Origin of the sequence: Aquella oligotrophica, from assembly GCF_002892535.1 — a bacterium.
GTDB classification, from domain to species: domain Bacteria; phylum Pseudomonadota; class Gammaproteobacteria; order Burkholderiales; family UBA11063; genus Aquella; species Aquella oligotrophica.
The window spans coordinates 1583346-1608816 of sequence record NZ_CP024847.1 but is presented as its reverse complement, the minus strand read 5'-3'; the positions used below and the strand labels follow the sequence as shown (position 1 = coordinate 1608816).

The 25471-nt window shown below is 36.6% G+C and carries 23 protein-coding genes and 1 other RNA gene; 12 read left to right on the top strand and 12 right to left on the bottom strand.

The window, feature by feature from the left end:
• Positions 1-13 precede the first annotated feature (13 nt).
• Positions 14-574, top strand: coding sequence for an outer membrane beta-barrel protein (locus CUN60_RS07405; RefSeq protein WP_102951429.1), 561 nt, complete (start codon positions 14-16; stop codon positions 572-574).
• 25 nt (positions 575-599) lie between these two features.
• Here CUN60_RS07405 and CUN60_RS07400 read toward each other — a convergent pair whose 3' ends face one another.
• Both CUN60_RS07400 and CUN60_RS07395 read right to left on the bottom strand, forming a co-directional pair.
• The gene (locus CUN60_RS07400) at positions 600-1538 is read right to left on the bottom strand and encodes a DMT family transporter (protein ID WP_102951428.1); all 939 of its coding nucleotides are present in this window, start codon (positions 1536-1538) and stop codon (positions 600-602) included.
• The gene (locus CUN60_RS07395) at positions 1525-2751 is read right to left on the bottom strand and encodes a multidrug effflux MFS transporter (protein WP_102951427.1); all 1227 of its coding nucleotides are present in this window, start codon (positions 2749-2751) and stop codon (positions 1525-1527) included. Before CUN60_RS07395 ends, CUN60_RS07400 begins: the two co-directional genes overlap by 14 nt.
• Before the next feature lie 199 nt (positions 2752-2950).
• Here CUN60_RS07395 and CUN60_RS07390 point away from each other — a divergent pair, with 199 nt between their 5' ends.
• Entirely contained in the window at positions 2951-3745 is a 795-nt protein-coding gene (locus tag CUN60_RS07390; protein WP_222593233.1) for a TSUP family transporter, read from the top strand.
• A 46-nt stretch (positions 3746-3791) separates the two neighbouring features.
• Here the strand turns inward: CUN60_RS07390 and CUN60_RS07385 are convergent, their stop codons facing one another.
• The 3 genes from CUN60_RS07385 to rnpB form a co-directional block, all read right to left on the bottom strand.
• Positions 3792-5894, bottom strand: coding sequence for a ComEC/Rec2 family competence protein (locus tag CUN60_RS07385; RefSeq protein ID WP_102951426.1), 2103 nt, complete (start codon positions 5892-5894; stop codon positions 3792-3794).
• Complete coding sequence (locus CUN60_RS07380) at positions 5887-6453, bottom strand: NUDIX domain-containing protein (RefSeq protein ID WP_102951425.1); 567 nt, start codon at positions 6451-6453, stop codon at positions 5887-5889. The genes CUN60_RS07385 and CUN60_RS07380 overlap by 8 nt, the downstream gene beginning before the upstream one ends.
• Positions 6454-6474: 21 nt before the next feature.
• Positions 6475-6839, bottom strand: an RNA gene (rnpB, locus tag CUN60_RS07375) — RNase P RNA component class A.
• Between the two features lie 181 nt (positions 6840-7020).
• On the opposite strand from rnpB, the gene CUN60_RS07370 reads away from it, so the two are divergent.
• The gene (locus tag CUN60_RS07370) at positions 7021-9735 is read left to right on the top strand and encodes an FAD-binding and (Fe-S)-binding domain-containing protein (RefSeq protein ID WP_102951424.1); all 2715 of its coding nucleotides are present in this window, start codon (positions 7021-7023) and stop codon (positions 9733-9735) included.
• A gap of 3 nt (positions 9736-9738) precedes the next feature.
• Here CUN60_RS07370 and CUN60_RS07365 read toward each other — a convergent pair whose 3' ends face one another.
• From CUN60_RS07365 to CUN60_RS07345, 5 genes are all read right to left on the bottom strand, one after another.
• Positions 9739-10503 carry a type III pantothenate kinase gene (locus tag CUN60_RS07365; protein WP_102951423.1) on the bottom strand — a complete coding sequence of 255 codons (765 nt, stop codon included), beginning with the start codon at positions 10501-10503 and terminating at the stop codon, positions 9739-9741.
• Positions 10490-11704, bottom strand: a complete 1215-nt coding sequence (gene coaBC / locus CUN60_RS07360) for a bifunctional phosphopantothenoylcysteine decarboxylase/phosphopantothenate--cysteine ligase CoaBC (RefSeq protein ID WP_102951422.1) — start codon at positions 11702-11704, stop codon at positions 10490-10492. The genes CUN60_RS07365 and coaBC overlap by 14 nt, the downstream gene beginning before the upstream one ends.
• Before the next feature lie 95 nt (positions 11705-11799).
• Complete coding sequence (panC, locus tag CUN60_RS07355; protein ID WP_102951421.1) at positions 11800-12648, bottom strand: pantoate--beta-alanine ligase; 849 nt, start codon at positions 12646-12648, stop codon at positions 11800-11802.
• Complete coding sequence (gene panB / locus CUN60_RS07350) at positions 12645-13457, bottom strand: 3-methyl-2-oxobutanoate hydroxymethyltransferase (protein ID WP_102951420.1); 813 nt, start codon at positions 13455-13457, stop codon at positions 12645-12647. The genes panC and panB overlap by 4 nt, the downstream gene beginning before the upstream one ends.
• A gap of 50 nt (positions 13458-13507) precedes the next feature.
• The gene (locus CUN60_RS07345) at positions 13508-14701 is read right to left on the bottom strand and encodes an MFS transporter (RefSeq protein ID WP_102951419.1); all 1194 of its coding nucleotides are present in this window, start codon (positions 14699-14701) and stop codon (positions 13508-13510) included.
• Between the two features lie 222 nt (positions 14702-14923).
• Between CUN60_RS07345 and CUN60_RS07340 the strand changes: the two genes are divergently transcribed.
• From CUN60_RS07340 to CUN60_RS07330, 3 genes are read left to right on the top strand one after another with little or no spacing between them, the layout of a single operon-like run.
• Entirely contained in the window at positions 14924-15649 is a 726-nt protein-coding gene (locus CUN60_RS07340) for a YebC/PmpR family DNA-binding transcriptional regulator (RefSeq protein ID WP_102952455.1), read from the top strand.
• 25 nt (positions 15650-15674) lie between these two features.
• Positions 15675-16559, top strand: coding sequence for an Hsp33 family molecular chaperone HslO (hslO, locus tag CUN60_RS07335; RefSeq protein ID WP_102951418.1), 885 nt, complete (start codon positions 15675-15677; stop codon positions 16557-16559).
• Between the two features lie 5 nt (positions 16560-16564).
• The gene (locus CUN60_RS07330; RefSeq protein WP_102951417.1) at positions 16565-17002 is read left to right on the top strand and encodes a GNAT family N-acetyltransferase; all 438 of its coding nucleotides are present in this window, start codon (positions 16565-16567) and stop codon (positions 17000-17002) included.
• Between the two features lie 148 nt (positions 17003-17150).
• Here the strand turns inward: CUN60_RS07330 and CUN60_RS07325 are convergent, their stop codons facing one another.
• Entirely contained in the window at positions 17151-18674 is a 1524-nt protein-coding gene (locus tag CUN60_RS07325; protein WP_102951416.1) for a hypothetical protein, read from the bottom strand.
• A 158-nt stretch (positions 18675-18832) separates the two neighbouring features.
• A complete protein-coding gene (uxuA, locus tag CUN60_RS07320; RefSeq protein WP_102951415.1) occupies positions 18833-20011 on the bottom strand; it encodes a mannonate dehydratase in 1179 nt (392 codons plus the stop codon).
• 211 nt (positions 20012-20222) lie between these two features.
• Here uxuA and aroB point away from each other — a divergent pair, with 211 nt between their 5' ends.
• Genes aroB through CUN60_RS07290 form a run of 6 tightly spaced genes read left to right on the top strand, consistent with a single transcriptional unit; the run spans position 20223 to position 25470 of the window.
• A complete protein-coding gene (gene aroB / locus CUN60_RS07315) occupies positions 20223-21347 on the top strand; it encodes a 3-dehydroquinate synthase (protein ID WP_102951414.1) in 1125 nt (374 codons plus the stop codon).
• A 2-nt stretch (positions 21348-21349) separates the two neighbouring features.
• Positions 21350-22387 (top strand): 3-deoxy-7-phosphoheptulonate synthase, encoded by a 1038-nt coding sequence (locus CUN60_RS07310; RefSeq protein ID WP_102951413.1) that lies wholly within the window; start codon positions 21350-21352, stop codon positions 22385-22387.
• A gap of 24 nt (positions 22388-22411) precedes the next feature.
• Positions 22412-23449 (top strand): 3-deoxy-7-phosphoheptulonate synthase, encoded by a 1038-nt coding sequence (locus tag CUN60_RS07305; protein WP_102951412.1) that lies wholly within the window; start codon positions 22412-22414, stop codon positions 23447-23449.
• Positions 23450-23464: 15 nt separating this feature from the next.
• Positions 23465-24025, top strand: coding sequence for a prephenate dehydratase domain-containing protein (locus CUN60_RS07300; protein WP_102951411.1), 561 nt, complete (start codon positions 23465-23467; stop codon positions 24023-24025).
• A gap of 1 nt (position 24026) precedes the next feature.
• Positions 24027-24293 carry a chorismate mutase gene (locus tag CUN60_RS07295; RefSeq protein WP_102951410.1) on the top strand — a complete coding sequence of 89 codons (267 nt, stop codon included), beginning with the start codon at positions 24027-24029 and terminating at the stop codon, positions 24291-24293.
• The gene (locus CUN60_RS07290) at positions 24286-25470 is read left to right on the top strand and encodes a pyridoxal phosphate-dependent aminotransferase (protein WP_102951409.1); all 1185 of its coding nucleotides are present in this window, start codon (positions 24286-24288) and stop codon (positions 25468-25470) included. Before CUN60_RS07295 ends, CUN60_RS07290 begins: the two co-directional genes overlap by 8 nt.
• Position 25471 lies beyond the last annotated feature (1 nt).

Below are 25471 nucleotides of genomic sequence, written 5' to 3'. Positions count from 1 at the left end.
ATTCTGGTTGGTTATGCTTAAAAAGTTATTTGCTGGTGTTGTTCTTTCCTTTATTACTTATGTCTCCAATGCAGATGGTGAACCCGAAGGGGCTTATGTATCTGCGAATGTTGGTTATGCCAATGTTCAAAACTGGTGGACTGGATCATTAGCACTTACTATAAATGGTGGCTATCAATTCAATCGTTTTTTTGCGACTGAAGTTGGAGCAACTTGGATTAATGGCGTTGCAGCACAGTATCCTGGAAATAGCTATCAAAGTGGCACCTATGGGCAAAATCAGTCTTTTTTTGATGTGGCAGCTAAGGGGTCACTACCATTTAGTGATATCTTTAATGTTTATATAAAAGGTGGTTTGGGTGTTGGTTTATCACAAACTGATGCTGTTTCTTCATGGCAGTTTACTGCTCCAAATGTAGGTGTCAATACAGGTCTTTATCTCGCATTGGGAGGTGAACTAAAGCTTACTAATCAGCTTCAGTTAGTGGTAGAGGATTATGGAATGATGCCATTTATTGGTGATTCTTGGGGTAATGTTAATGTATTTGGTGCTGGCTTAAAATATAATTTCTAAAATTTTACTAAATACTATTTTTAGATTAAACACCAAGTTCTTTTTTTATTGAACGACTTATACATAAATTAGTCAGAATCACTCCTGTAATAATTACACCCCCGCAAATAATAGTGGCTATTGACAACCGCTCCTTAAAAAAAACTACACTCATGAGTAAAGTAGTAAATGGAATTGCATTTAATGCAACTACCACCTTTGGTACGCCAAGTGTACCAATTGCTTCTGAATACCAGAAATATGCAGCAACTGAACCAATTATTGATGTATATGCCATAACTAGCCAAAAATTAAGTGGCTGATGGCTTACTTCACTTATTTTGCCAAAGAAAAGCATACTAAAGAAAAGTACTATGCAACCAAAAACTGCGGCATAAGTTGTAATTGTTAATGAGTCAATTTTTCTCTGGGTTGCTTTACGATTCAGAAGGCTAAAAATAGCTGCAAAAAAGCAGAGAAAGAGTGCATAAATTTCACCAATCGAAAGATGGGTAAAGATTTCAGGGCAGAAGAATTTTCCGCAAGTTGGATTAGTATAGTTTATTACGCCAATTGTACCGGACAATGCTAATAACATACTAAGATAACCAGTAACGGGGATTTTTTGTCTAAATACGATTGATGCCATAAAAGCAGTTAGGCATGGACTAAACGAGAAAATCAGCACAACCATATTGGCAGTAAGATGCTTTTCAGCACCAAAAAATGCTAGATTATATAATCCGATTCCGATAATACCTATAGAGATTAGCAAGAACCAGTTATTTTTAAATAGTTCAGCATCAAAAATCCTGTTGCGTTTTATCTTTAGAATACTAATTAGAATAATTGATGCTATCAAGTAGCGAATAAAGGCGGTACTATACATATCAAGATGGCGTACCAAGTAGTTTGCTGCATGATATACTCCTGCCCACGATAAAATTGCCAGAGCCAGTTTCAGGTATGCATTATTTATCTTCATCCTGATTTACCGTAATATTAATGGTTGATAAGTCTGTTTTCATTAGATAGCGCGATAAAAGAACACCAAGAATACCCACAAGAATGATAAATAATCCCAAGCATGATTTTGGATCACCATGGTGCGACATTAGTGAAATGAATCCGCTACCAAGCGAACCGCCAATCATTTGGACAAATGCATATACTGCACCAGCAGTCCCGGCACTTTTATCAAAGATGCTTAATCCGCCTGCGCTGGCATTTGGGTAGATAAATCCACAACCAGTTACCATAATGATCATTGGAATAATTACGGCATAAATACTCACAATACTGAATATCCCACAGATTAAAAATAAAATACCTGCGGCAGCTAGAAATATTGCGCCTGTTTTTAACATCTTATCAATACCATAATGATAAATAAGTTTTGTATTTACATAACTTGAGATAATCAGAGTAAAAGAAATTAATAGATTGGTATAACCAAATTTTTCAGGGGATAGGCCAACTTCTACCTGTAATAGATAGGGTGAAAGTGTAATATAAGCAAACATTGAACACATTGCGAATGTACTAATCAAGTTATAGCTAAGGAAGCGTTTACTAGTTAAAACTTCTTTATAGTCAGTAAATAGGTATTTAAACGGTCGTTCAAGTTTATTCTGATTGGTTTCTGGCAGTACCTTTATAGTATAAATCAAAAAGGTGATGATATAGACAAGAAGAAAAACAAAGCTGAATTTCCAGTTTGAGTATTGTTCAATATAACCACCAATTACAGGAGCCATTGCCGATGCAATCGGAATCACAATTCCAAGGACTGCACCAAATTTTGCCATTTCTTCCTTATCTGAACAGATATCCTTTGTTACTGCACGCATGGTAGAGCCCACCCCAACTAGTGCAATACCTTGTAAAAAACGGGCGATATAAAGTAAATGTAGCGTAGTTGCAAAAACCGCTAGAAGGCAACCAAGGGCAGCGAAAACTAGACTCCATAAGATAACTGGGCGACGTCCGATTCGGTCTGAAATAGGTCCAAAAAAGATTGCGCCTAGACTAAATCCAACCGTATAATAGAAAATAGTATATTGAATCATACTAAGATTAGTCGAGAAATAGTGTGCCATTGATGGCATAGATGGTAAATATATATCGGTAGACATTTGTGGTAACGCCCAAACTAATACAATTACCAGTTTAAAGCCAAAAGAAATTTTTTGTTGCATAATTATTTGTATTTATATGAAGATTAACTTATGAAGAAAGCATTTTATCATATTAGGATTATATAAAAACCAGTATCCTATAAAACCTGTCACAAGAATTATTTAATTTGAATACTAGTTATGCAATTTTGCATTGTGGTCTATTCCAGACTGTTTGATATAATACAGTGATAAAATTTTACTTATTTGGAATTTGCATATGCATACCTTTTTCGAGAATCATTTATTAATTCTGTATGTTTTTCTTGTTTTGATGGGCTTTCTTGCTGGATTTATTGATGCTGTAGCTGGTGGTGGTGGGCTGATAAGTGTTCCAGCGCTAGCTTTTACCGGGATGCCAATAGCTTTAGTATTGGGAACCAATAAGCTTCAAAGTAGCATTGGAACTGGAGTGGCAGTTTATAAATATTACCGCGATGGTCTGATTAACTTCAAAACGGTATATCGTGGACTCTTGATGGGGTTTGTTGGTGCCTGTACTGGTGCTATTCTTGCTAATATTGTTTCTAATCAATTTATGCGTTATATTGTTCCTTTTTTGATGTTAGGAGTATTTGTTTTTAATTTGATAAATAAATCGCTTGGTGTTACTGAAGGTAAAAAAAGAATGGGAGAACTAGCATTCTTTTCAATTTTTGGCTTTATTTTTGGTCTTTATGATGCTTTTTTTGGTCCTGGAGTTGGTAATTTCTGGATTATTGCTATAGTTTTTTTCTTGGGCTATACTTTTTTAAATGCTTCAGGCTATGCCAAAGTATTAAATCTTAAGAGTAATTTATTTTCGCTGGTGATTTTTATCTGGTTTGGGAAGGTTAATTACACATTTGGTTTTATTATGGCTTGTGGTCAGTTTCTTGGCGGATATATTGGTGCCAAAATGGTTATTCTTAAAGGTTCAAAACTGGTCCGTCCATTTTTTATGGCAGTTGTATCAATAAATATTGTTGTGTTATTTTATCAAATGATTTTTACTAATGGAGTTGCAGCAGGTTAATGGCTAGATTTAGTCCAAACTATAGCATCTTCACATAGCCTCATTCTTAATGTGATATAAAGCTGAATGACCCATTTTTACCGGTGTCGTGGATTTTTTTTGCATCGAGATTAAGGTTATCAGTAATCCGAGTAATTTTGTTTTTATAGATACTAGGGGAGCTAATTATCAGCGTATCAATATGCGAATTATAAATCCATTCTGGATTTCTCCAAGGATAAGCTATTAGAGTAACGGTCTTCCACTTTCCATTATTTTCAATTGGATTAATGCCGTTGCCAAAGTAATAGTAATTTTCCAGAGAGTCTTTTATTATCAACGCAAAACTCTTGTCAGAACTTGTAAAATTAACTGCCAGACCATCTATTATCGCATCTTTTTCCGGTCTAGTTTTGTCTAAAGTAATCTGATTATTAGCCAGTAAATTGATTACGCCACTTTCAATAGTCGAACTACTAGTGGTTGTTATGAAATAATTTATATGGCTGATATATTCGGTCTGTAAATATGGCAGTAAACTATTATTTATTGCTTTAAGTTGACTCTGCTCATCTTCATTATAGGGTATATCAATAAGAATATTGGCAGTATTGGTTTGAATGAGACTAATGCTAGCTAGACTACTGGAGAAATCTATGTATTTTATGCGTCCTAGCTCTATTTTATCGCTAGCAGTCATAAATAGACTACAAAATAATATCAACCCGGTAATGTTTTTATATGGTAATGATTTAGGTATAAAAAATAAGATAATTCCTAGGTAACAAATAAGAATTGTTGGAAGACTTGGGCTTATTTGTAAATATGGCGGGATTTTGCCTAGGTATTCAATTGGGATCATTATCCATATTAGAGCTTTTGCCATTAAAGCTATTCCTGGCGTTATATGAAATAAGGCAGTAACTAATAGTAGCGGAGTTAAAACTGTACCAATCAGGGGAACAGCCCATAAATTAGCAATAATTGAAACTAGAGAGTAGGTTTTAAACAAGTACAAACTAATTGGAAAGCTGACTAGGGTAATGGCAAATTGCAGCGTGAACCAGAATTTGACCTTATTCATTGATTTTTGATAAGCTGTAGAAAGCATAAAGATAGTAGCAACTAAACCAAAAGATAACCAGAAACTACTACTTAACCCAGCAAATGGATCAATTAGAAGCACTAATGTTCCGGCAATAGTTAACTTATGAAGTAATGGAGTGTGTCTTCGTGAACTTAATAATACCGCACTAATCAGTAATAGATAGAATGTTCTTTGGGTAGGAATACTAAATCCAGCAAAGATTGAATAACAAAAAGCTGCAACTAATCCAAACCAGATCGCAATAATTTGCAAGGGGATGGTAAATTTCATCGGTAAGCGGCGTAAAATATAATTAACTAAGAATATTACTATTGTAGCAACAAGTGTTATATGTAATCCTGAGATACTAACTAAATGAATTATCCCCGTATTCCGAAATAGCTGCCATTGTGAAGTAGGAATCAAATTTTGATAACCACTAATCAATGCTATCATCAGTCCGCTATATTTGCTATCTTGGCTCGCATTTCTTAAATAGTTGACAGTGCTATAGCGTATTTTTGTTAATTGAGACCATGGCGAGTAGTCAGATCCCTGGTTAACGAGAATTTCTTGTAAATAGCCAAATCCACTAATGTGGTTATTTATAAGATACTGGCGGTAATCATTTGCATGAATATTGGAGGTAATATCAAGTGGCTTTAAGTTTGCTTTAATCAGATACATATTTCCAGCTATAAGATTTGATGATTCCGGAAAATATAAAATTATTTTGTTACTGCTAAACGTACCATCCGTAATTTTAAATTCTGCATGAAGTCCTTTGATATCATTAACTGGTATAGATGCTAGATATCCACTTAGTAATATTGAAGGTATTGATTCTCTAATAAGCTCTTCTTGGCTATGAATTAATCTAAGTGAGCTATAACTGTAGCCAGCAAGGATTAATAATATGCATTTTAGTATAAGTATATTGGATAAAATTAGCTTTTGTTTGGCGATAAAGACGTAAATAGTTATGCTAGGGAGCAAGATGAAAAATGCAAGTGATTTCGATGATATTAATGGATAAAATAGGGCACTAAAAATGCCCGCTGCCAGTGCCAAATAATTAAACATTACCTTGCTGTTTTTTCTGGTAGCCGTATAATAGCATTAAACCAGAAAGAGTTTTACTATCAGGAATCTGACCAGAAATTGCCATCTCATATATTTCTTCAAGTGGTTGTTTTACTACTTCAAGAAATTCACCAATATCAAGTTTCTGACCACTATAAACTAATCCCTTAGCCAGATAATAAACAATTCTTTCATTTGAATAGCCAATGCAAGGCAGACATTCACCTAGTTTTATCCATTCTTTGGCTTCATAACCTGTTTCTTCAAGAAGTTCACGTTTGCCACAAGCTAATTCGTCCTCATTAAGGTCAAGTTTACCTGCAGGTATCTCATAGATAACCTGTCTTACGCAATAACGGTATTGACGTTCCATAATTAGGTTACCGGCATCATCTAAAGCTAAAACAGCAACAGCTCCGGGATGCTCAATATACTCACGAATTGAGTGGCTGCCATCTGGTAATTGCACAATATCATGCATTACCTGCATAAATGAGCCTTGAAATGACTGTTTTGAACTAATGGTTGTTTCAATTAAATGCTGATCTTGATGTGACATTATGGACCTCTTTAGGATAGATGGGAAAACTAATCTATAAGCCGGATTCTGTATCGGTAAAACCTAGGCAATCATTCATCTGGGCCAGCTGTTACCAGAAGGCTCTAGCAACCTACCCGCGCAATTAAACGTACAGGATTAACACAAATTGCGCCTATTTGGTCTTGCACCAAGTGGGGTTTTGCCTGCCATAGCTATCACTAGCTACGCGGTGCGCTCTTACCGCACCTTTTCACCCTTACAGTCAGAGTAAACTGTCTGCGGTATATTTTCTGTGCCACTTTCCGTAACTGCACGCAGTTCCTGGGAGTTACCCAGCACTTTAATCCTGAGGTGTCCGGACTTTCCTCGATTAATTACTTAACCGCGATTGCCAGATTAGTTTTCAGGTGAAGATTATATCATATTTAGAAGTAATTAAAATGAGGTTTTGCCCTATATCCGAAGAATTGAGAAGGCTAACCGATCATTTATTCCACTACTAATTGAACTGATTTTTACCGCTAGTATTTTTATGAATAGGCTATAATTGTGCTTCCCATATATAAAAAATAGGCTAAAAATATAATGTTTACAACATTCTTAAATTCGGTTAAAACGTTTCTGCCCTTAAATCAGATAGTGGAAGATGAATTACTTCGCTATGCATACTCTACTGATGCGAGTTTGTATAGGATGGTGCCCAAACTGGTTTTAATCATTCGTTCCGAGTCTGAAGCTATAAATGTTATAAAAACTGCTGATCAGTACGATATAAAGCTGACCTTCCGTGCTGCTGGTACTAGTCTTTCAGGGCAGGCGGTTACCGATCAGGTTCTGGTTATGCTTGCTAATGATAGTTGGCAGAGATACTCGATTTCTGATAATGGCAAAGAAATTAAGCTAGAACCTGGGATTATTGGGGCGGATGCCAATAAATATCTGAAAGCCTATAAAAAACAGATTGGACCAGATCCTGGCTCAATTAATGCGGCAAAGATCGGTGGGATTATTGCCAATAATTCGAGTGGGATGTGTTGTGGAACTGCCAAAAATTCCTATGCCACACTAAAAAGCATGCGGGCAGTATTATCGGATGGCAGTGTTTTTGATAGTAGTGATGAGAATCTGCTCGAAAAATTTAAAATTGATCATCAACCATTATTGGCTGAGATAGAGTCGATTCGACAAAAGATTATTAATGATAATGAAGTTAGCGCATTTATCCGGAAAAAATTTTCAATCAAGAATACTAGTGGTTATAGCTTAAATGCATTTCTTGATTTTGAAGATCCGGTGAAAATTCTTGAACGCTTGATGATAGGCTCGGAAGGTACGCTTGGCTTTGTTAGTAATGTTACGTTAAGTACGATTGAAAATTATACCCATAAGGCATTAAATCTTATTTACGGCAGACTCGAAGATCTAGTTAAATTAACAGTTGCTATTTCTGGCTTGGAAGTCTCATCTGTCGAGTTATTGGATTATTTCTCCTTGCAATCTGTTGCTGGTGATGTTGAAATTCAGAAGTTTTTGATTGAATTACCAGATGAAAATTACGCAGCGATTATGGTTGCAGTTGATGCCGAGACTCAGGCTCATCTTGAGCAAAAAATTACATTAATTAATCAGTTTATTAATACTTCCAGAGTTTATCATCAGCTTGGCTTTAGTAGTGATCAAGGAACTATGGCTACTTTATGGAAGGCCAGGGGGGGCGTTTTACCTACCATAGCTGGTAAGCGACCTCTTGGTTCGACGGTGATAATTGAAGATGTTGCGGTAAGTATTGAGCTATTACCTGAGCTTATCCATGAGATGCGAAGTTTATTTGAGCGTTATGATTTTAAAAATGCAGCTATTTTTGGGCATGTGTTATCTGGGAATATTCATTTTGTAATTACTCCAAATTTTAACAATGAGAATGAGCTACGGGGGTATGATGCCTTTATGCATGAGTTTACAGGTTTGGTTGCGAATAAATTTAATGGCTCATTAAAAGCTGAACACGGAAGTGGGCGTAATATTTCGCCATTTGCAATAGTAGAATGGGGACAAGAATGTTGGGATTTAATGTGGGAAATCAAGCATCTTCTGGATCCCAAAGGTATCTTTAATCCGGATGTGAAATTAACCCGTGATCATACCCTACATATGCAGCATTTAAAGTCATTTGCAGCTGTTCATGATGAGATTAATGCCTGCATGGAGTGTGGTTTTTGTGAACCAGTTTGTCCATCTCGTAAATTAAGTCTTACTCCTCGGCAGCGAAATAGTGTTGCGCGTAAAATATCTACTCTATCTGGTCTTGAAAAGTCTGCATGGCAAGAAAAGTACGAGTATTATGGTATCGATACCTGTGCTACAACTGGAATGTGTAAAACCATGTGTCCAGTTGGGATTAATACTGGCGCATTTATTCTTGAGCAAAAACCGGAAAATAACCATCCTGTAAATCATAGCCAAGAAATTCGCATGGCAAAGATGCAGGTAAAATTGGGTAATCTTGCCGCATCAGTAATTGGAAGCGTGAATTTGCAGAAGATAAGTAGTTTTGCACATAGTAAAATTAAATCAATCCCGATTTATCTGGACACTATGCCAAAAGCACAACCCCTCAAATTTAATACAACAGATAATTCTAAAACAGAAATTTTATTGGTTCCAGCTTGCCCCAACCGCGTTTTTGCATCAACTGTTAAACTGCCCAAATATCCATCTAAATTGATTCTTGAAAAGCTTGGCTTTAGTGTTAAATACCTTCCCAATTCGGAAGACTTATGCTGTGGACAGATGTATCATTCAAAATGCAATCATGTAGAGCAGGAAAAAATGGTTACTAATCTGCAAAGTAGTTTAAGCGAGGCACAGGCAATTGCGATTATTGATAATAGTTCCTGCTCTGGATTTGCTAAAGATGCTGGAATAAACCTAATTGATATCAATAAATTTTTGGTAGAGAATCTTGATCGCAATCAGATTCGCAAAAAATATGGCAAAATTGCCTTACATATTGATTGTAGCAGTGCCAAGCATTCTTATAATACTGGTTATCTTGAGATCCTACAATTATGTAGTGAAGAAGTGATAATTCCGGAAGGAATTAAATGCTGCGGTTTCGCTGGCGATAAAGGCTTTAAAGTACCAGAGTTGAACGCTAGTAGTTTATCCCATTTATCACAGCAAGTTGCTGATTGTGAGCTAGGGGTAACATTTAATCGCAGTTGCCAGATTGGACTTAGCCATCATGGTAAAATTCAATACATATCTTTTGTTGAATTACTTCTAAATTGTCTGGAATAACTTTTATAATAACTGGATTAAAACCTCTGACTCTAGGCTACGTGTGGCTGAAATTAGTCGATTATTGGCAAAAAAGCTTTTTAGAAGTGGTGCATAACCACCACTCAAAATTAACTGATTGGGTTTATATTCGAGTAAAAGTCGCTCAATTATTGCAGTATAGCTTTTGATAACACCATTAATGATTGAGTAGTTTGTAGAAAATAGCGCTGTACTAGCCAACTCATCAAGTATTTGCTCGGCTAGGATTAATGGCAATTTGGCTGTTTTCTGATGGAGGCTTTCTAGTTGCATAGTTAAGCCTGGCAAAATACAGCTTTCAATCAAATAGCCATTTTGTACTACTTCCACAGTAAAAGCTGAACCACAGCCACAACTTATTTTTGCGGATCCGCGTTCAAGTTTATTTAAATAATAAATCCTGAGTGCTCGATCTGTACCGAAATGATATAACTGCGATGCATTTACCAAGCCTGAAATTTCAAGAATTGTCTTACTATCCCACAGTGTGGTTTTTACATTAGCACTAGGAAGAGCGTTTATTATTTTTTGGCTAATTTCTTTAGTTTTCTGCTCGTCATTAACTGAACTTATTGAGACTAAAAATTCATCATAAGTTTGTAATTGTCCTTTTAGTAGCTTATCTGGGCTGATTTCATTTGTTAATAGTTGATCATTGTTAATAGCTAGTGTTTTTTCGAGATTAAGATTAATTTTGGTTGAGCTATTGCCAATATCGATACCAATTTTGTAATTATTCAGTTTCATGATATTTATCCAGATAAATCATGATATTTGTAGCTAAGATATTTTTACTCGTTTCTGTATATTGACTGATATTTCCTTTTTTATCAAGGATATGGATTTCGTTATTATCTTTACCAAAAGCTTTGCCATTATCAACCGGATTGGCAACTATAATATCAAGATTTTTCTTTTCTAGCTTGACTTTTGCATGATCAATGAGATTTTCCGTCTCTGCGGCAAAGCCAATACAGAGTAGTGAAGGAGTAGCTTTTTTAGCTTCGGCGACAATATCTGGGTTAGGAATTAGCTCTAGAGTGATTGCATTATTTGCTGAATTTTTTTTAATCTTCTCTTTGGAGATTTCTTTCATTCGATAATCACAAATAGCAGCACAAGCAATCAAAATATCAGCTGTTTTTGCTTGTTCTAGAGTTACATTCAGCATTTCTGTTGCGGATAGTGCAGGTATTTTAGTAAATGATGGGGAATTTTCCGGAAGTGTTACATCAATTTTGCCATAAATAGCGATAACTTTAGCACCAGCATCAAGTGCCGCATTTATCAGTGCTAGCCCCATTTTGCCTGAGCTATGGTTGGATATAAAGCGTACTGGATCGATTGCCTCGATTGTTGCACCTAGCGTAATTACGATTATCCTATCTCTAAGATTGGCTAATTCTTTATGCCGGAAATGATTTTCAATAATTTGTTGTAATTGATTCGCTTCCTGCATCCGCCCCAAACCAACATCACCACATGCTTGTATCCCTTCATTTGGCTCACAGATATTGATTCCTCTACCAGCTAATATTTGTAAGTTTGCCTGAGTAGCAGGGTTTTTGTACATCTGATAATTCATGGCTGGTGCTAGGTAAATTGCTTTATTGCTAGCAGCCAAAACACTCTCATATAATAAGCTATCCGCCAAACCAGTTGCAAGCTTGGCAATAGTATTGGCTGACGCTGGAGCAATCATGATTAAATCAGCCCACTTTGCCAGATTAATATGTAACATTGCCTCTTCTGGCTTATCTAGCTTGATTGTATCGTCAGTGTAAACTTCGACTCCCAGCCCGGCAATGAGTTTTTTAGTGACAAATCTTTGCCCACCGGAAGTTAGTATAACCCGGACAGCATAACCACTTTGGCTAAGTTCACGAATTAATAAAACTGTTTTATAAGCGGCAATGCTACCACTGATTCCGATTAATATTTTTTTCATAATGTTTTTTGTTTACCAATTATTCATGTAATGCATCTTTTGTCATAGTAGCTTGATGGTCTTTTCATTCTTGTATAATTTTGCTACGAAGGACATTAATTTGCATGATTTGTTACCAATATATTATCAATAAGTCTGGTTTTACCAACAAAGATCGCAGTGGCGATTATTAAGTCTTGTTGATAATCATCAGTTGGCTGTAATTTTGTTGCATCCACAATTTCAAGATAATCTACATTACATCCATCAATAGATTGTACCTTTTGGGTAAGGCTATCAATAATTTCAGTGCGTGGCAGATTATTTTTTATCCCTGCATATGCTTCTTTTAAAGTTGTTGGTACAATCAGAGCCTTTTTTCTTTCTTCTACACCTAAATAGCTATTTCTGGAGCTAAGTGCCAATCCATCCTCTGTTCGTACGGTGTCAACTCCAATAACCTCTATGTCGAAATTTAAATCAGCTACCATTTTACGAATTATTTGTAGCTGCTGAATATCCTTCCTACCAAAAAAAGCTTTATCCGGGGTAATAATATTAAATAGCTTAGCTACAATTGTGCATACTCCCCTAAAATGTCCGGGGCGGCTTTTGCCACAGAGATGTCGATCTAATTCACTAACTTCTACATAGCTAAGTGTATTAGCGGTTAATTCGCTAGCTTCAGGCATAAAAAGTATGTCTATGTCAATTTCTTTACAAATTTGGGTATCATGCTCAAAATCACGTGGATACTTGGCAAAATCCTCACTTGGTCCAAACTGTAATGGATTTACAAAGATGCTGACGATTGTTATATCACATTCTTTCTTTGCTCTTTTCATTAATTCCTGATGTCCGATATGCAAATATCCCATCGTCGGTACAAAACCGATAGTTTTATCCATTTTACGGAGATGCTTTATTTCCTGAAGCATTTCAGCGATTGTTTGAATAATTTTCACTTGCTCTTACCTTTAAAACTATGCTGACTATTTGGAAACCTGCCGTTTTTTACATCATTGGCAAATTCGCTGAGTGAGTCTAGCATTAATTGCTGGGTATTACAATATTTGCGGGCAAATTTGGGCGGATTGGGATTTAAACCTAATAAATCATGAAAAACCAAAACCTGCCCATCACAATTATTACCCGCGCCAATCCCTATTGTTGGGATAGTTAGCATTGCTGTGATTTTTGCTGCAAGATCTTCAGGAATACATTCAAGGACGATTGCGGATGCTCTTGCCGCTTCAACTTTTATTGCCATTTCAGTTATATGCTCTGCCTCAATCTCTGTTTTTCCTTGTAGTTTAAACCCACCAAACATATTTATTGATTGTGGGGTCATACCAATATGACCAATAACTGGGATTTGTGCTGCGATTAATGCTTCTATATGCTCTATTGCAGCTAAATGATTGATCTCCAGTTTTACCGCATTAGCCCCACCATGACAAATCAGTTGGGCAGCATTTTTGATAGTTTCACTAGGGGTAAAATGATAGCTAAGATAAGGCATATCAGCAATTATAAAACTATTAGACGCACCTTTACGAACAGCTTTGGTATGGTAGACTATATTTTCGAGAGTTACATTTATTGTATTTGCTTCTCCCTGAATCACCATACCCAGTGAATCCCCAACAAGTATAGTATCAATGCCGGATAACTCGAGAATTTGTGCGCTGATATAATCATACGCGGTGACCATAGTGATTTTTTGCTGGTTTAGCTTATATTTTGCAAAATCATTGATAGAAAATTTATGCATGTCTTTTTCCTGTTATTGTTACTATATGGTTAATTAAATTGCTAGTTTAATTATTGTTTATAGACATTTTTACTGAAAAAAAGGCTGCTGATTGCAAGTATAAAGGTAATAATAATTGCAAATACAGCATTATGCTTGAAGGTATCAATGGGGGACAGCCAAGAACTAATCAGGATATTAAAGATAATGCTTGATGCTCGCCCTAATGCAAAGAGGATATTACTAGCTAGACTTCTAATATGTGTTGGATATTCGCGAGCAATCTGCTGTGCCCATGAAATAGGATAGCCGCCACCAATTAATCCCAATCCCATAAAATAAAAGAGCAGATATTTTTCCTGAATCTGGTTAAAGTTAAGCATCAATATTAGGAAGATTATTAGCATTACAAACATTGATGCTTTATAGTTTTTGTAGTGGTTATTGATGATCGCACTTAAAAAACAACTGATGATATTACCAATAAAGAACCCAATTAGTAAAGTTTTAGTTGCGCTTGCGATGCTAATTTTAGTTACGATGTAATTAGGGAAAATAAACATCATGGTGATGATTGCATAAAATGGTAATATCATTAGTAGATATTTACCGATTCCAAGTAAATACGATTTATTTAGTAGCAACTGTCGGAAGCTGCCTAACTCTCTCTTTAATGTCCCGGTTTTTGCATAGAGATATTCTGCCGATTCGGTTATTTTTGCTCTCGCAATAAATAATACCAGACCAGCACTACCACCAAGTATGAACATTAATTTCCACGATAAGATGCCGATAAGAGTTGCGGTCATTCCACCCAAGACACCAAATGAATATAATAGTGCTGAACTCCAGCTTGCGGATTTAACTGGGAATAATTCGAGGATTAATACGGTAGATGTAGAAAATTCTGCTGCTAGACCTATATATGAAAGTGTTCTAAGCGCAATAAAAATAGGCAATGAGGTGGTATAAACCGCAAGGATAGTCGAGATTGAGTATAAGAGAATACTATATTTGATCGCAGCTGCGCGTCCAATTTTATCGCCAAGCCAGCCAAATAAAACTGCACCAATAAAAATACCAACTGTTTGGAAATTTGAAATTAACAGATAAGTTTGCTGGATTTGTGCCTGATTTAGGATGTGAAACTGTTCTTTAATCAGTTCATTATAGCTAACACCCATAATGGTTAAATCATAAAAATCAATGAAATAACCAAGGCATAAGAGGAGTAGGGTTAAATAATTCTGCTTGTTTGTTTGCATAAATTGGTACTTGTAATTTGCATTATCAAGTCCTAAAAGGTTTTATTTAGTCTGAATTGAAAAACTCCAATTCAGGGTTTGAATAAATATTTAAAATGCGCTATATGCCAGAAACAGGTCATATGCTTATGCCGGGATTATAACCATAAACCGGATACTCTGCAACTAATTGTAGTGGTTTTTATGCTAAAATATTGGCAAATTTATTTTAATGAGGTAATCATGGCTGGACATAGTAAATGGGCCAATATAAAACACCGTAAAGCTGCTGCTGATGCAAAAAAAGGAAAAGTAACGACTCGTCTGGTAAAAGAAATTACTATTGCTGCAAAAATGGGCGGTGGTGATCCGGATGCTAATCCGCGCTTACGGTTGGCAATGGAAAAAGCTCGTGAAAATAATGTCCCTAAAGATAATGTAGAGCGGGCAATCAAGCGTGGTACTGGGGAGCTGGAAGGCGTTGATTATGTGGAGTTACGCTTTGAGGGATATGGTATTGCTGGCGCTGGGATTATTGTTGACTGTCTAACGGATAATAATATCCGTACGGTAGCCGAAGTTCGCCATGCCTTTAATAAATATGGCGGTAATATGGGAACTGATGGTTGCGTTTCATTCCAGTTTAAGCATTGTGGTCAGTTAATTTATGCACCAGGAACTAATGAAGATGCACTTATGGAAGCTGCACTTGAAGCTGGTGCAGAAGATGTAGTCAGTAACGAAGATGGAAGTTTTGAAGTAATCACTGCACCCCATGATTTTATTGAAGTGAAATCCCAGCTTGAAGCTAAAGGTTTTGTAGCTGAATTAGCTGAAGTTACGATGAAGCCGGGAGTTGAGACTGAGTTATCTGGAGAAGATGCTGAAAAAATGCAGCGTTTATTGGATGCCTTTGAAGCTCTTGACGATGTTCAGGAAGTTTATACCAACGCAGTTCTGGATTTATAACAATTTTTATGAGAATAGCTGATAAATGTTAACTAGCTTTGTTCAAAAATTTATTTTTGAAAAACTGCCAATTAAAGGTGCAATGGTGGTTTTAGAAGATTGTTGGGATACAATTGCCAATCAAAGGGAATATCCTCTCGGACTTAAGCAGTTACTTGGTGAATTGCTAGCTGCGAATGTTCTTTTGACTAGCAATCTTAAATTGCAGGGTAAAGTAATTTGCCAGATTCAGGATAATCCTCATTTCCGTTTGGTTGTGAGTGAGTGCAGTAATGACATGGTAGTTAGGGCTACGGCTAAATTTGTTGCAATCGATGAGGCAGTAATTTCATACTCTGAATATATGCAAGATGGCAGACTAGTAGTTAGTATTGACTCTAAAAATGAGGGTAGTTTGTACCAAAGCGTGATTGCATTTAATGGTTCTTTAGTTGATGAAATTATCAATAATTATATGGCGCAGTCAGAGCAACTAAAAAGCTGGTTCTTGATTTCTTACAGTGAGCATCGTGTAGTTGGCTTTATGCTACAGCAATTACCAGATACCCACCATCAGTTTACAGAAGAAATCGAGCGGGTATTTATGCTAGCAAATACTCTGACAACCTATGAGTTAATGCATACTAATCTTCAGCGCATTCTTTATCAGCTATTTAATGAAGATGACATTGTTGTTATGCCTGAACAGGCTGTCAAATTTGGTTGTAGTTGTAGCCGTCATCGGGTTAGTGAGATTTTACGTAGCCTTGGCAAAGTAGAGCTGGAAAGCTTGATTGCAGAACAAGGGAATATTACTGTTGATTGCGATTATTGTAATGCTGAATATAAATTTACTCAACAGGAATTAAGTGAGTTTGTTTTACAATTATCAATTGATGAGATTCCCCTGATTTCTGATAAGGTACACTAATCCATATGAGAGTTTTACCTCTTAACGAAGAGTTTAAATCAGGCTGGCAAACCTTGATGAAGCTTTATTTTGAGTTTTATGCTTTTGATGTGGATGATAAACACATTGAATCTGTGTTCTCAATGATAATGGATCAAACTACTGAACTTAATTCTTTGCTGGCTATTATTGATGGTAATGTGGTTGGATTGGCTAATTATGTTTTTATGCCAGATACATTTAATTTGCGTAATTGTTATTTGAGTGATTTATATACCAATGATAAATATCGGGGGCAGGGCATTGCTCGTAAATTGATAGATGCTGTAGCAGTTGAAGCTAAAAATGCAGGCTGTCCATCATTTTATTGGTTAACCCGCCATGAAAATCAGAAAGCGCAATTTTTATATGATAAAGTAGCGTCAAAGCGTGATCTTTATGTTTATGAAAAATCAACAGGATAAAAAATAATTATTCATATTACGTAACCCCTGTAACTGTCGGAATATACTAGCAAGAGTTAGGCGCAAGGCGACGCGGTTTACATGAGAAGTAAATAAGGAGCCTTGCAACATAGTTATTGTGAGATAGTCCGAGCAGTTATGTTGAGAATTACATGTTTTGCTGTAAATATTGTAAAACATCTGAAGGAGGGTGACTTGGGCTATACACATTAGTCGAATGTGGTGGGTAGCTCATGTATTTACTCCAGCCCCATACTGCAACCCCAAGGAATCTTGGGTTAGCACGTACACCTGAGTCATTGATAGCCTTAATGGCTGCTTTTACATAATCAAGCTGCTTATAACCTGTTACTTTGCCATTAAGACTTTCGTATTCATGAACAGACGCTGCTGCTGGTATACCCAGTTGGAAGTAAGCACCACTATTAATGGCTTTATTAACTTCCTGAAGTACAAGGTTGTAATAATTGGCTGGGCTATTTACAGGGCCAACCGGAGCATTATCAGGAAGGTCATACAACGAATAAATTACATAGCCATTATTATAGCTATTTAAAGATTGAACTAAGTTTTGATTTACTTTAGATGGGAAAGTAAATACTGAGAAAGATCTTCCGTCAGGATGGTCTTCATTTTTACAGTTAAATTTATCATTTCCTTTACTATCTTTATTTTGTCCCGCGAAGTCTTTAGCTATCTGAGTATAAAAATACTGTTGTCCAGATTTGCTAAAATCAAATGGTTCAAGATCAAATTGAACGCCACTAACCGAGTTATCCGCACAATAAATGCGTGCAACATTATCTGCTAACAATTGCGCCTCACTTTGCGTCATTCGGTTCATTGCACTCAAATAGTCACTCGATGCCGGGTTATCAAGCCTGCCATCTACAATTGGAATTATCTGTACTTTTGCATTGGTGCCTGAATTTACTTTATCAGCACTTAATTTATATTGCGCTGATGAAGAATATCCGCTATCACCGAGCTTAGCCAGTGTTAGGCTAGTATTATAAAAAGAAGGCGGATAATAATTTACCAGCATATTTTTACTTGTACATGCTTCACTTAAATCAGCCTCACCAGACCCACGACAATACATTTCCAAATCACCACCATAGGTGAAGAATTGAGTAATTTTACTTGATGTCCTTGCACCAATATTATAACTATTTAGATTCGGACTCCATAAACCAGCCTTGGTATATGCAGCTCCATCTGGACCATCCAAAAATTGAGCATCATAAATCCACGTTCCATTGCCATAGATCCTTACTCCAGATGGAGACGGGGTTGGTACTGGGGTTGGACTTGGTGTCGGAGTGGGCGTTGGAGTTGGACCATTATAACTGGTACATTCAAGCTCTGTTGTAACCTGCTGATTCTCGGTTGTTGGTAGTTTGCTTACACCATATTGTGTTACACAAATCGGTGTATTATTTGCCAAAATGCGAGCATATAAGTGTTGACTATCCCCCCAAGTAGATGGAATATCAAAACTATTTCCTGGCTGGATTGTACTTGTTGCACCTTCGGTTACTAATCCATTGCTAATTGTAACTGGCTGTGAGCTATTATTAATTATTGAAGTAGCCAAAGCACTGGTATTAATTGTGGCAAAGCCCGAGACAATCAGTAACTTTAGTACTATCCCATGTTTATTCGGTTTCATTATTTACCCCTTTCATAGGTTTATTTTATAACCACCTAAGCATATAGCTTGGCAGGATAAATTTTAAACCGGGGGTATCATTAATTAATACCGCGTTTTTGCATGGTTTGGTTTAATGGTAAATAACCCGATATTAAATCGGGCTATTATAACTATTGTTAACTGAAAGTTCTAATGGCTAGTTCCATACCTTTTAATTCGGCAATACCCTTCATGCGTCCAATACATGAATAACCGGGATTGGTTTTTTTCCTCAGATCATCAAGCATTTGGTGTCCGTGATCCGGACGAATAATTATCTCTTTCCCAGTTTCTTTTTCAATATCAATTATTGCTTTAATTAATTTAGCTAAATTGGTACTACCAGAAATATGTTCGTCTTCATAAAAACTGCCATCGGCTTCACGTTTAACACTTCTTAGGTGGACAAATGGGATTCGTTCACCCCAGATACGGATGAATTTTTCGAGATCATTGTCGGCATTGACACCCAATGAACCAGCACAAACGTTAACACCACAGTTTTTGCTATTAAAGCCATCCATTATTGCACGAATATCATTTTCATTACTCAAGATGCGTGGTAAGCCAAACATTGGGCGCGGTGGATCATCCGGATGGATTGCTACTCGCACACCACATTCATCGGCAACAGGCATGATTTCTTTCAAAAAGGCAAAGAGGTGCTCGCGTAATTTATTAGCATCTATACCATCATATTGCTTCAAAGCAGCTCGAAACTCCTCCATAGTGAAGCTTTCTTCAGCACCGGGTAATCCAGCGATGATGTTTTTAATAATCCGGGCTTTATCTGCATCTGTCAATTGCTTAAAAACTTCCTCTGCTTTCGCAATTTGTTCGGAAGTATAGTCTTTATATGCATTTTCTCGTTCTAGCATAAATAAATCAAATGCAGCAAATTCATTAAAATCAAAACGCAGTGCCAATGCTCCATTTGGCAAACGATAAGATAAATCAGTTCTAGTCCAATCAATAATTGGCATAAAATTATAAATTACAATTTTAAGTCCACAAGTAGCCAGATTACGAATTGATTGTTTATAATTTTCGATATATTGCTGATAATTGCCAGTACGCTTTTTTATATCTTCATGTACAGGTACACTTTCAACGATCGTCCATTTCAGATTAGTTTTTTCATTGTTTATGTCATCCCATTCAATTTCATGCTGGCGTTTTTTTATTTCTTTAATACTCCAGACTTCACCATTGGGAATATGATGCAGGGCAGAAACAATATCCGTTGCTCCCGTTTGTCTTACATCTTGAATTGATACCGGATCTTTTGGTCCGAACCAGCGCCAACTATATCTCATACAAAATACCTCCAGATGTTACTAATGTGAATAAGTTATCTTACCAGTTAATCCAAGTTTGTGTAATAAATTTATTGATGAAAAGTTCTACTAATACCATGCCAATTGGCGAAGTATCTAGTTATTGCATTGCTATGCACAATTTAATAAGTACTAATCGGTTTAAATGGTTTATAATTTAAGCCTTAAAATAACTCAAGTAAATAAGTAAATGATTAGTTCAATAAATGTAAATATTCCACCAAAGCCAGCTAGATCATATCCAATAGTAATTGCTAGCGGATTATTAAAGAACGCGCAGGAATGGATTGCTGAGTATTGCCATTCTGGTAAGGTTGTTATAATTAGTGATGATACTGTAGCAAAAATGTATGGCGAATTGCTTTGCGATAATTTACAGGCCTCTGGCTATCAAGTTGAGCTAATTATCTTTCCAAGCGGAGAGAATTCAAAAAATATAGCGACTAAGACCGCGATAGAAGAGGAAATGTTTGCTTTTGGCTGTGATCGACATACACTATGTGTTGCACTTGGTGGTGGTGTAGTAGGGGATATGGCTGGTTTTATTGCTGCTACCTATATGCGTGGAATGGATTTTATTCAAGTGCCAACTTCCATGCTAGCGATGATTGATAGTAGTGTTGGTGGCAAAGTTGCAGTCAATTCCAGCTATGGAAAAAATAATATTGGTGCTTTTTGGCAGCCAAAAGCTGTTATTATGGACATTGATTTATTAAAATCATTGCCTAAAGATCAGATTATTAATGGTTTTTTTGAAGCAGTCAAAATCTTTCTAACTTGTGATGGTGAGCATTTTGAATTTTGTGAATCGCATCTAGATTTAATACTAGCTCTGGAAGAGAAGTCATTAATAAAGGTTCTACAAAAAGCCGTAGCATTGAAAGCAATGGTTGTTGAGATTGACGAAGAGGAACGAAACCTTCGGATGATTCTTAATTATGGGCATACGATTGCGCATGCGCTTGAAAAATTAAGTAAATACGTGATTATGCATGGGTTTGCAGTTGGTTTAGGTATGCTTATTGAAGCAAAAGTAGCTAATCTTCTTGGACTACTTGCGGATACTGATTTCATTCGCGTGAGTAAATTTCTGTCACGATTAGATATTAATACATCAATTTTGAAATCATACGATAATCAATCTATTATAGCTGCAATGCGCGGCGATAAAAAAAATCTTAATCAGGAAACTGTGTTAGTGTTATTAACTGGTATTGGCTCGGTTAAAAATATTGATAACAAAGTTGCATTTCCGGTAGCTGAATCAGTTATTGCTGAAGCTTTGGATTATGTTAGAACATCTAGTTTGGGGTAAAAATGGGATACCGGATTGTAAAAAAACTTCCTACTGCGGATGAAATAATTGAAGCATTGCCATTAAGTGGTGCTGGTTACGCAAGTATAAATAAGCATCGTCAGGAAATTGAAGCTATTTTAAGTGGTGAGGATAATCGGCTTTTAGTTATTGTTGGACCATGTTCAGCTTGGCCAGATACTGCTGTTATAGAATATGCGAAAAGACTTAAAGCCTTGGATAATAAGGTAAATCATGCATTAAAACTAGTTATGCGAGTTTATATCCAAAAACCAAGAACCATTAAAGGCTGGACTGGACCAGTAAATCAACCAGATCCATTGTCACCGCCCGATATTGCCGCGGGTGCGATGTATTGTCGTAAACTTATGACACAAGTGGTCGAGATGGGTTTGCCGATAGCTGATGAAGCCCTGTTTACCCATAATGCTCGTGGCTTTATTGAGTTGCTATCATGGGTAGCAATTGGTGCTAGAAGTAGTGAAGATCAGGAACATCGAATTTTTGCGTCAGGGATTGATTGCCCAGTTGGAATTAAGAATCCTACGCATGGCTCATTAAAAATCGGTGTGAATAGTGTAGTTGCAGCCCAGCATTCTCATTATATTGTACTAGATGGTAATGAAGTGGAAACTGATGGTAACCCTTATGCACATATTGTATTACGTGGCAGTAATGACAAACCAAACTATTCTGTTGAACATATAAGAGAAGTTGCCGAGAACTATCGTAAGAATGAAGTCAAAAATCCTGCTGTGGTGATAGATGTGAGTCATGATAATTGCATGATTAATGGTGTCAAAGATCATAATGCTCAAGCCGATATTATTCTGAAGGTTATTGATGATCTTGCCTCAGAGCCTGAACTGAAGAAGCTGGTAAAAGGATTTATGCTAGAAAGCTTTATAAAACCAGGTAAACAGAATGCTGAAACTGCCAATCCAATTGATCTTGGTGGATTATCGATAACCGATCCATGTCTTGGTTGGGAAGCTACCGAAGAGTTATTATTAAAACTGGCAACTAAAATTAGTAAATGAATTTAATGGAATATTGGACAATACATGGCATATCAGACGATTAAAAAAGTACCAACTTCAGAAGAAATTATCAGTAAAATTCCTTTGACTGAGAATGGATATAAAAATATTGAACGACATAAGGAAGAAATTGAAGCAATTCTTAGTGGTGAAGATTCACGCTTACTTATGATTATTGGACCTTGCTCAGCATGGCCAAGTGAGGCGGTACTTGATTATGCTAATCGATTACAACAAATTAGTGAAGAAGTAAAAGATCAGATTAAAATTATTATGCGGGTTTATATTCAGAAACCTCGTACGGTAAAAGGCTGGACAGGTCCGATTAATCAGCCCGACCCACTAGCTGAGCCAGATATTGAAGCCGGAATATGGTATTGCCGTAAGCTAATGACGCAAGTTGTTGAACTTGGCTTGCCGATTGCTGATGAATGTTTATTTACCCATAATGCGCGTGGATTCCAGGAGCTATTATCTTGGGTTGCAATTGGCGCTAGAAGTACTGAAGATCAGGAGCACCGAATATTTGCTTCATCGCTAGATTGTCCAGTTGGGATGAAAAACCCGACGCATGGATCATTGAAAATTGCGGTAAATAGCATTGTTGCTGCCCAACACTCCCACTATGCCGTTTTTGATGGTTATGAAGTGAAAACAGCAGGTAACAAATATGCACATTTGGTACTAAGAGGTAGTAATGACAAACCAAACTATTCTGTAGAGCATATACATGAAGTTGCAGGGCATTTTGCCAAGGGTGGCGTTGTAAATCCAGCAATAATTGTTGACGTTAGTCATGATAACTGTTTAATTAATGGCGTTAAAGATCATAACGCTCAAGCTACTATTGTAAAAAATGTGATTGATAGCCTTGGTGATAAGCCAGAACTTAGAAAGTTAGTAAAAGGCTTTATGCTTGAAAGTTTTATCAAGGAAGGGCGGCAAAATGCCGAATCTGGTGATCCGATTGATTTAGGCGGTTTATCAATAACTGATCCTTGTCTAAGCTGGGATACTACCAAAGAACTTCTACTGTCAGTGGCAAGTAAATTAAGGGCTTGATAGAAGGGTAATATAATGCGAATAGGGGTTTCGGGAGATATCGGGTCTTTCTCTGAGGAAGCTGGACAAATCTATGCTGCAAAGGCACATATGAGTCAACATACTTTACATTATCTGATTGATATGGAGGGTGTGTTAGCGGCACTTGATCGAGAAGAGATAGATGTTGGGATTTTTCCTTTTGTAAACTATAATAGTGGGATAGTTTGGCCAGCTTTTACTGCCATGGGTCGTCATTCTTTTATGCCAATTGATGATATTCAGCTAAATGTAGAGCAGTGCCTTATCGGTTTTGCCGATACCCAGATTTCAGAAATCACTGAGCTTTATTCATATACTCCTGCTTTTGAGCAATGTAAGGGTTTTATTAATCAGCATGGATTTAAGACCATAGACTGGGGTGATACTGCAAAGGCAGCTAGAGATTTATCTTTAGGAATATTGCCACGTAAAGCAGCGGTTGTAGCATCAGCTCAGGCAGCAAAAAGTTATAATCTCTCAGTACTAAAGCAAGGAATACAGGATATTCAACCAAATATAACCAGATTCATAGTTGTAAAGCGTGGGAATAGCTAATATGAATGAAATTGAACGTTTACGATTGCAAATAAGCAAGGTTGATAAAGATATCATTGAACTGATTGCCAAACGCCAAGATTTGGCAAAGAAAATCGGTGAATATAAGAAAAAAAATAATATGCAAGTTTATGATCATGCTCGAGAAGTGCTGTTAAGAGAGTTTCATGATAGTGTGAGTAATGAGCATAAAATATCTGCAACTATGATTGCCAGAATTTTTGAAATATTAATAGAAGAGTCAAGAAAGGTTCAAAGCGATGAGTAAATTACAGGCATCGGTAACAGTAGTGATTAATTCAATAGCTCAAAGTAAAAAAGCAGCGGGTATTCGTGTCTATAATTTGAGTGCTGGAGAACCTAAATTGGTGACACCAAAAATTGTTCGGGATGCAGCAATCAAATTTATTGAAATAGGTGATATTCCATATCCAATAACAGCTGGTCAACCAGAATTGCGTAAGGCTGCAGCTGAACGGATGAACGAATTATATAATACCAATTATACTGCTGAAGAGTGCATTATTACTACTGGTGGAAAATTTGGACTTTATCTAATGTTACAGTATTTATTAGGTTCTAGTTCGCCATTAAAAAAAGATCCAGCTGAGAAACTTGGTGTAATAATTCCTGCGCCGTATTGGGTTTCATATCCAGCAATCACCAAAATTATGGATGGTAAGCCTGTTGTAATAAAGACCACTGAAGAAGGTGGCTGGAAATTGACCCCTGAAATGCTTAAAGCAGCTTATACTCCAGACTGTAAAATATTACTGATTAATAATGGAGTTAACCCAACAGGGGTAATCTATACTCGTCCAGAAATGAAAGCTTTGATGGATACCGCTAATGAACTGGGTTTATTAGTAATTAGTGATGAGGTGTATAGCGGATTAGTTTATACTGATGATGAATATGTTTCTTGTGGTAGTTTTCTTGAGTATAAAGAAAATATAGTTATTTTACAAAGTGCTTCCAAAACATTTGCGATGACTGGCTGGCGGGTAGGATTTATGCTTGCGCGTAAAGATCTAATTGATGCATTAAGTGCACTTACAACGCAAAGTACCACAGGTGTTTCTTTGGTATGTCAGCATGGTGCAATTGGTGCCTTTAAGCATGCTGATGAAATTACTAACTGGGTTAATGCAACCATGAAAAAACGTCGTGATGTTTTTGTCGAGGCATTTAAGGAGCATTTTGGGATTGAATTACCATTACCAAAAGCAACATTATATGTTTGGACTTCATTAGCAAGCCTTGGAGTTAATAATATGACCGATGATGAGTTCTGTATTCGGGCACTTGAAGAAGCTAATGTGGCAACCGTTCCTGGTAGTGGCTTTGGTCAGCCAGGCTATGTGCGCTTCTCTTTTGCTGCGGATGAAGAAGATTTGATTGGTGGAGTGGCTAGTTTAGCTAAATTTGCAAAAAGTTTGAATTGAG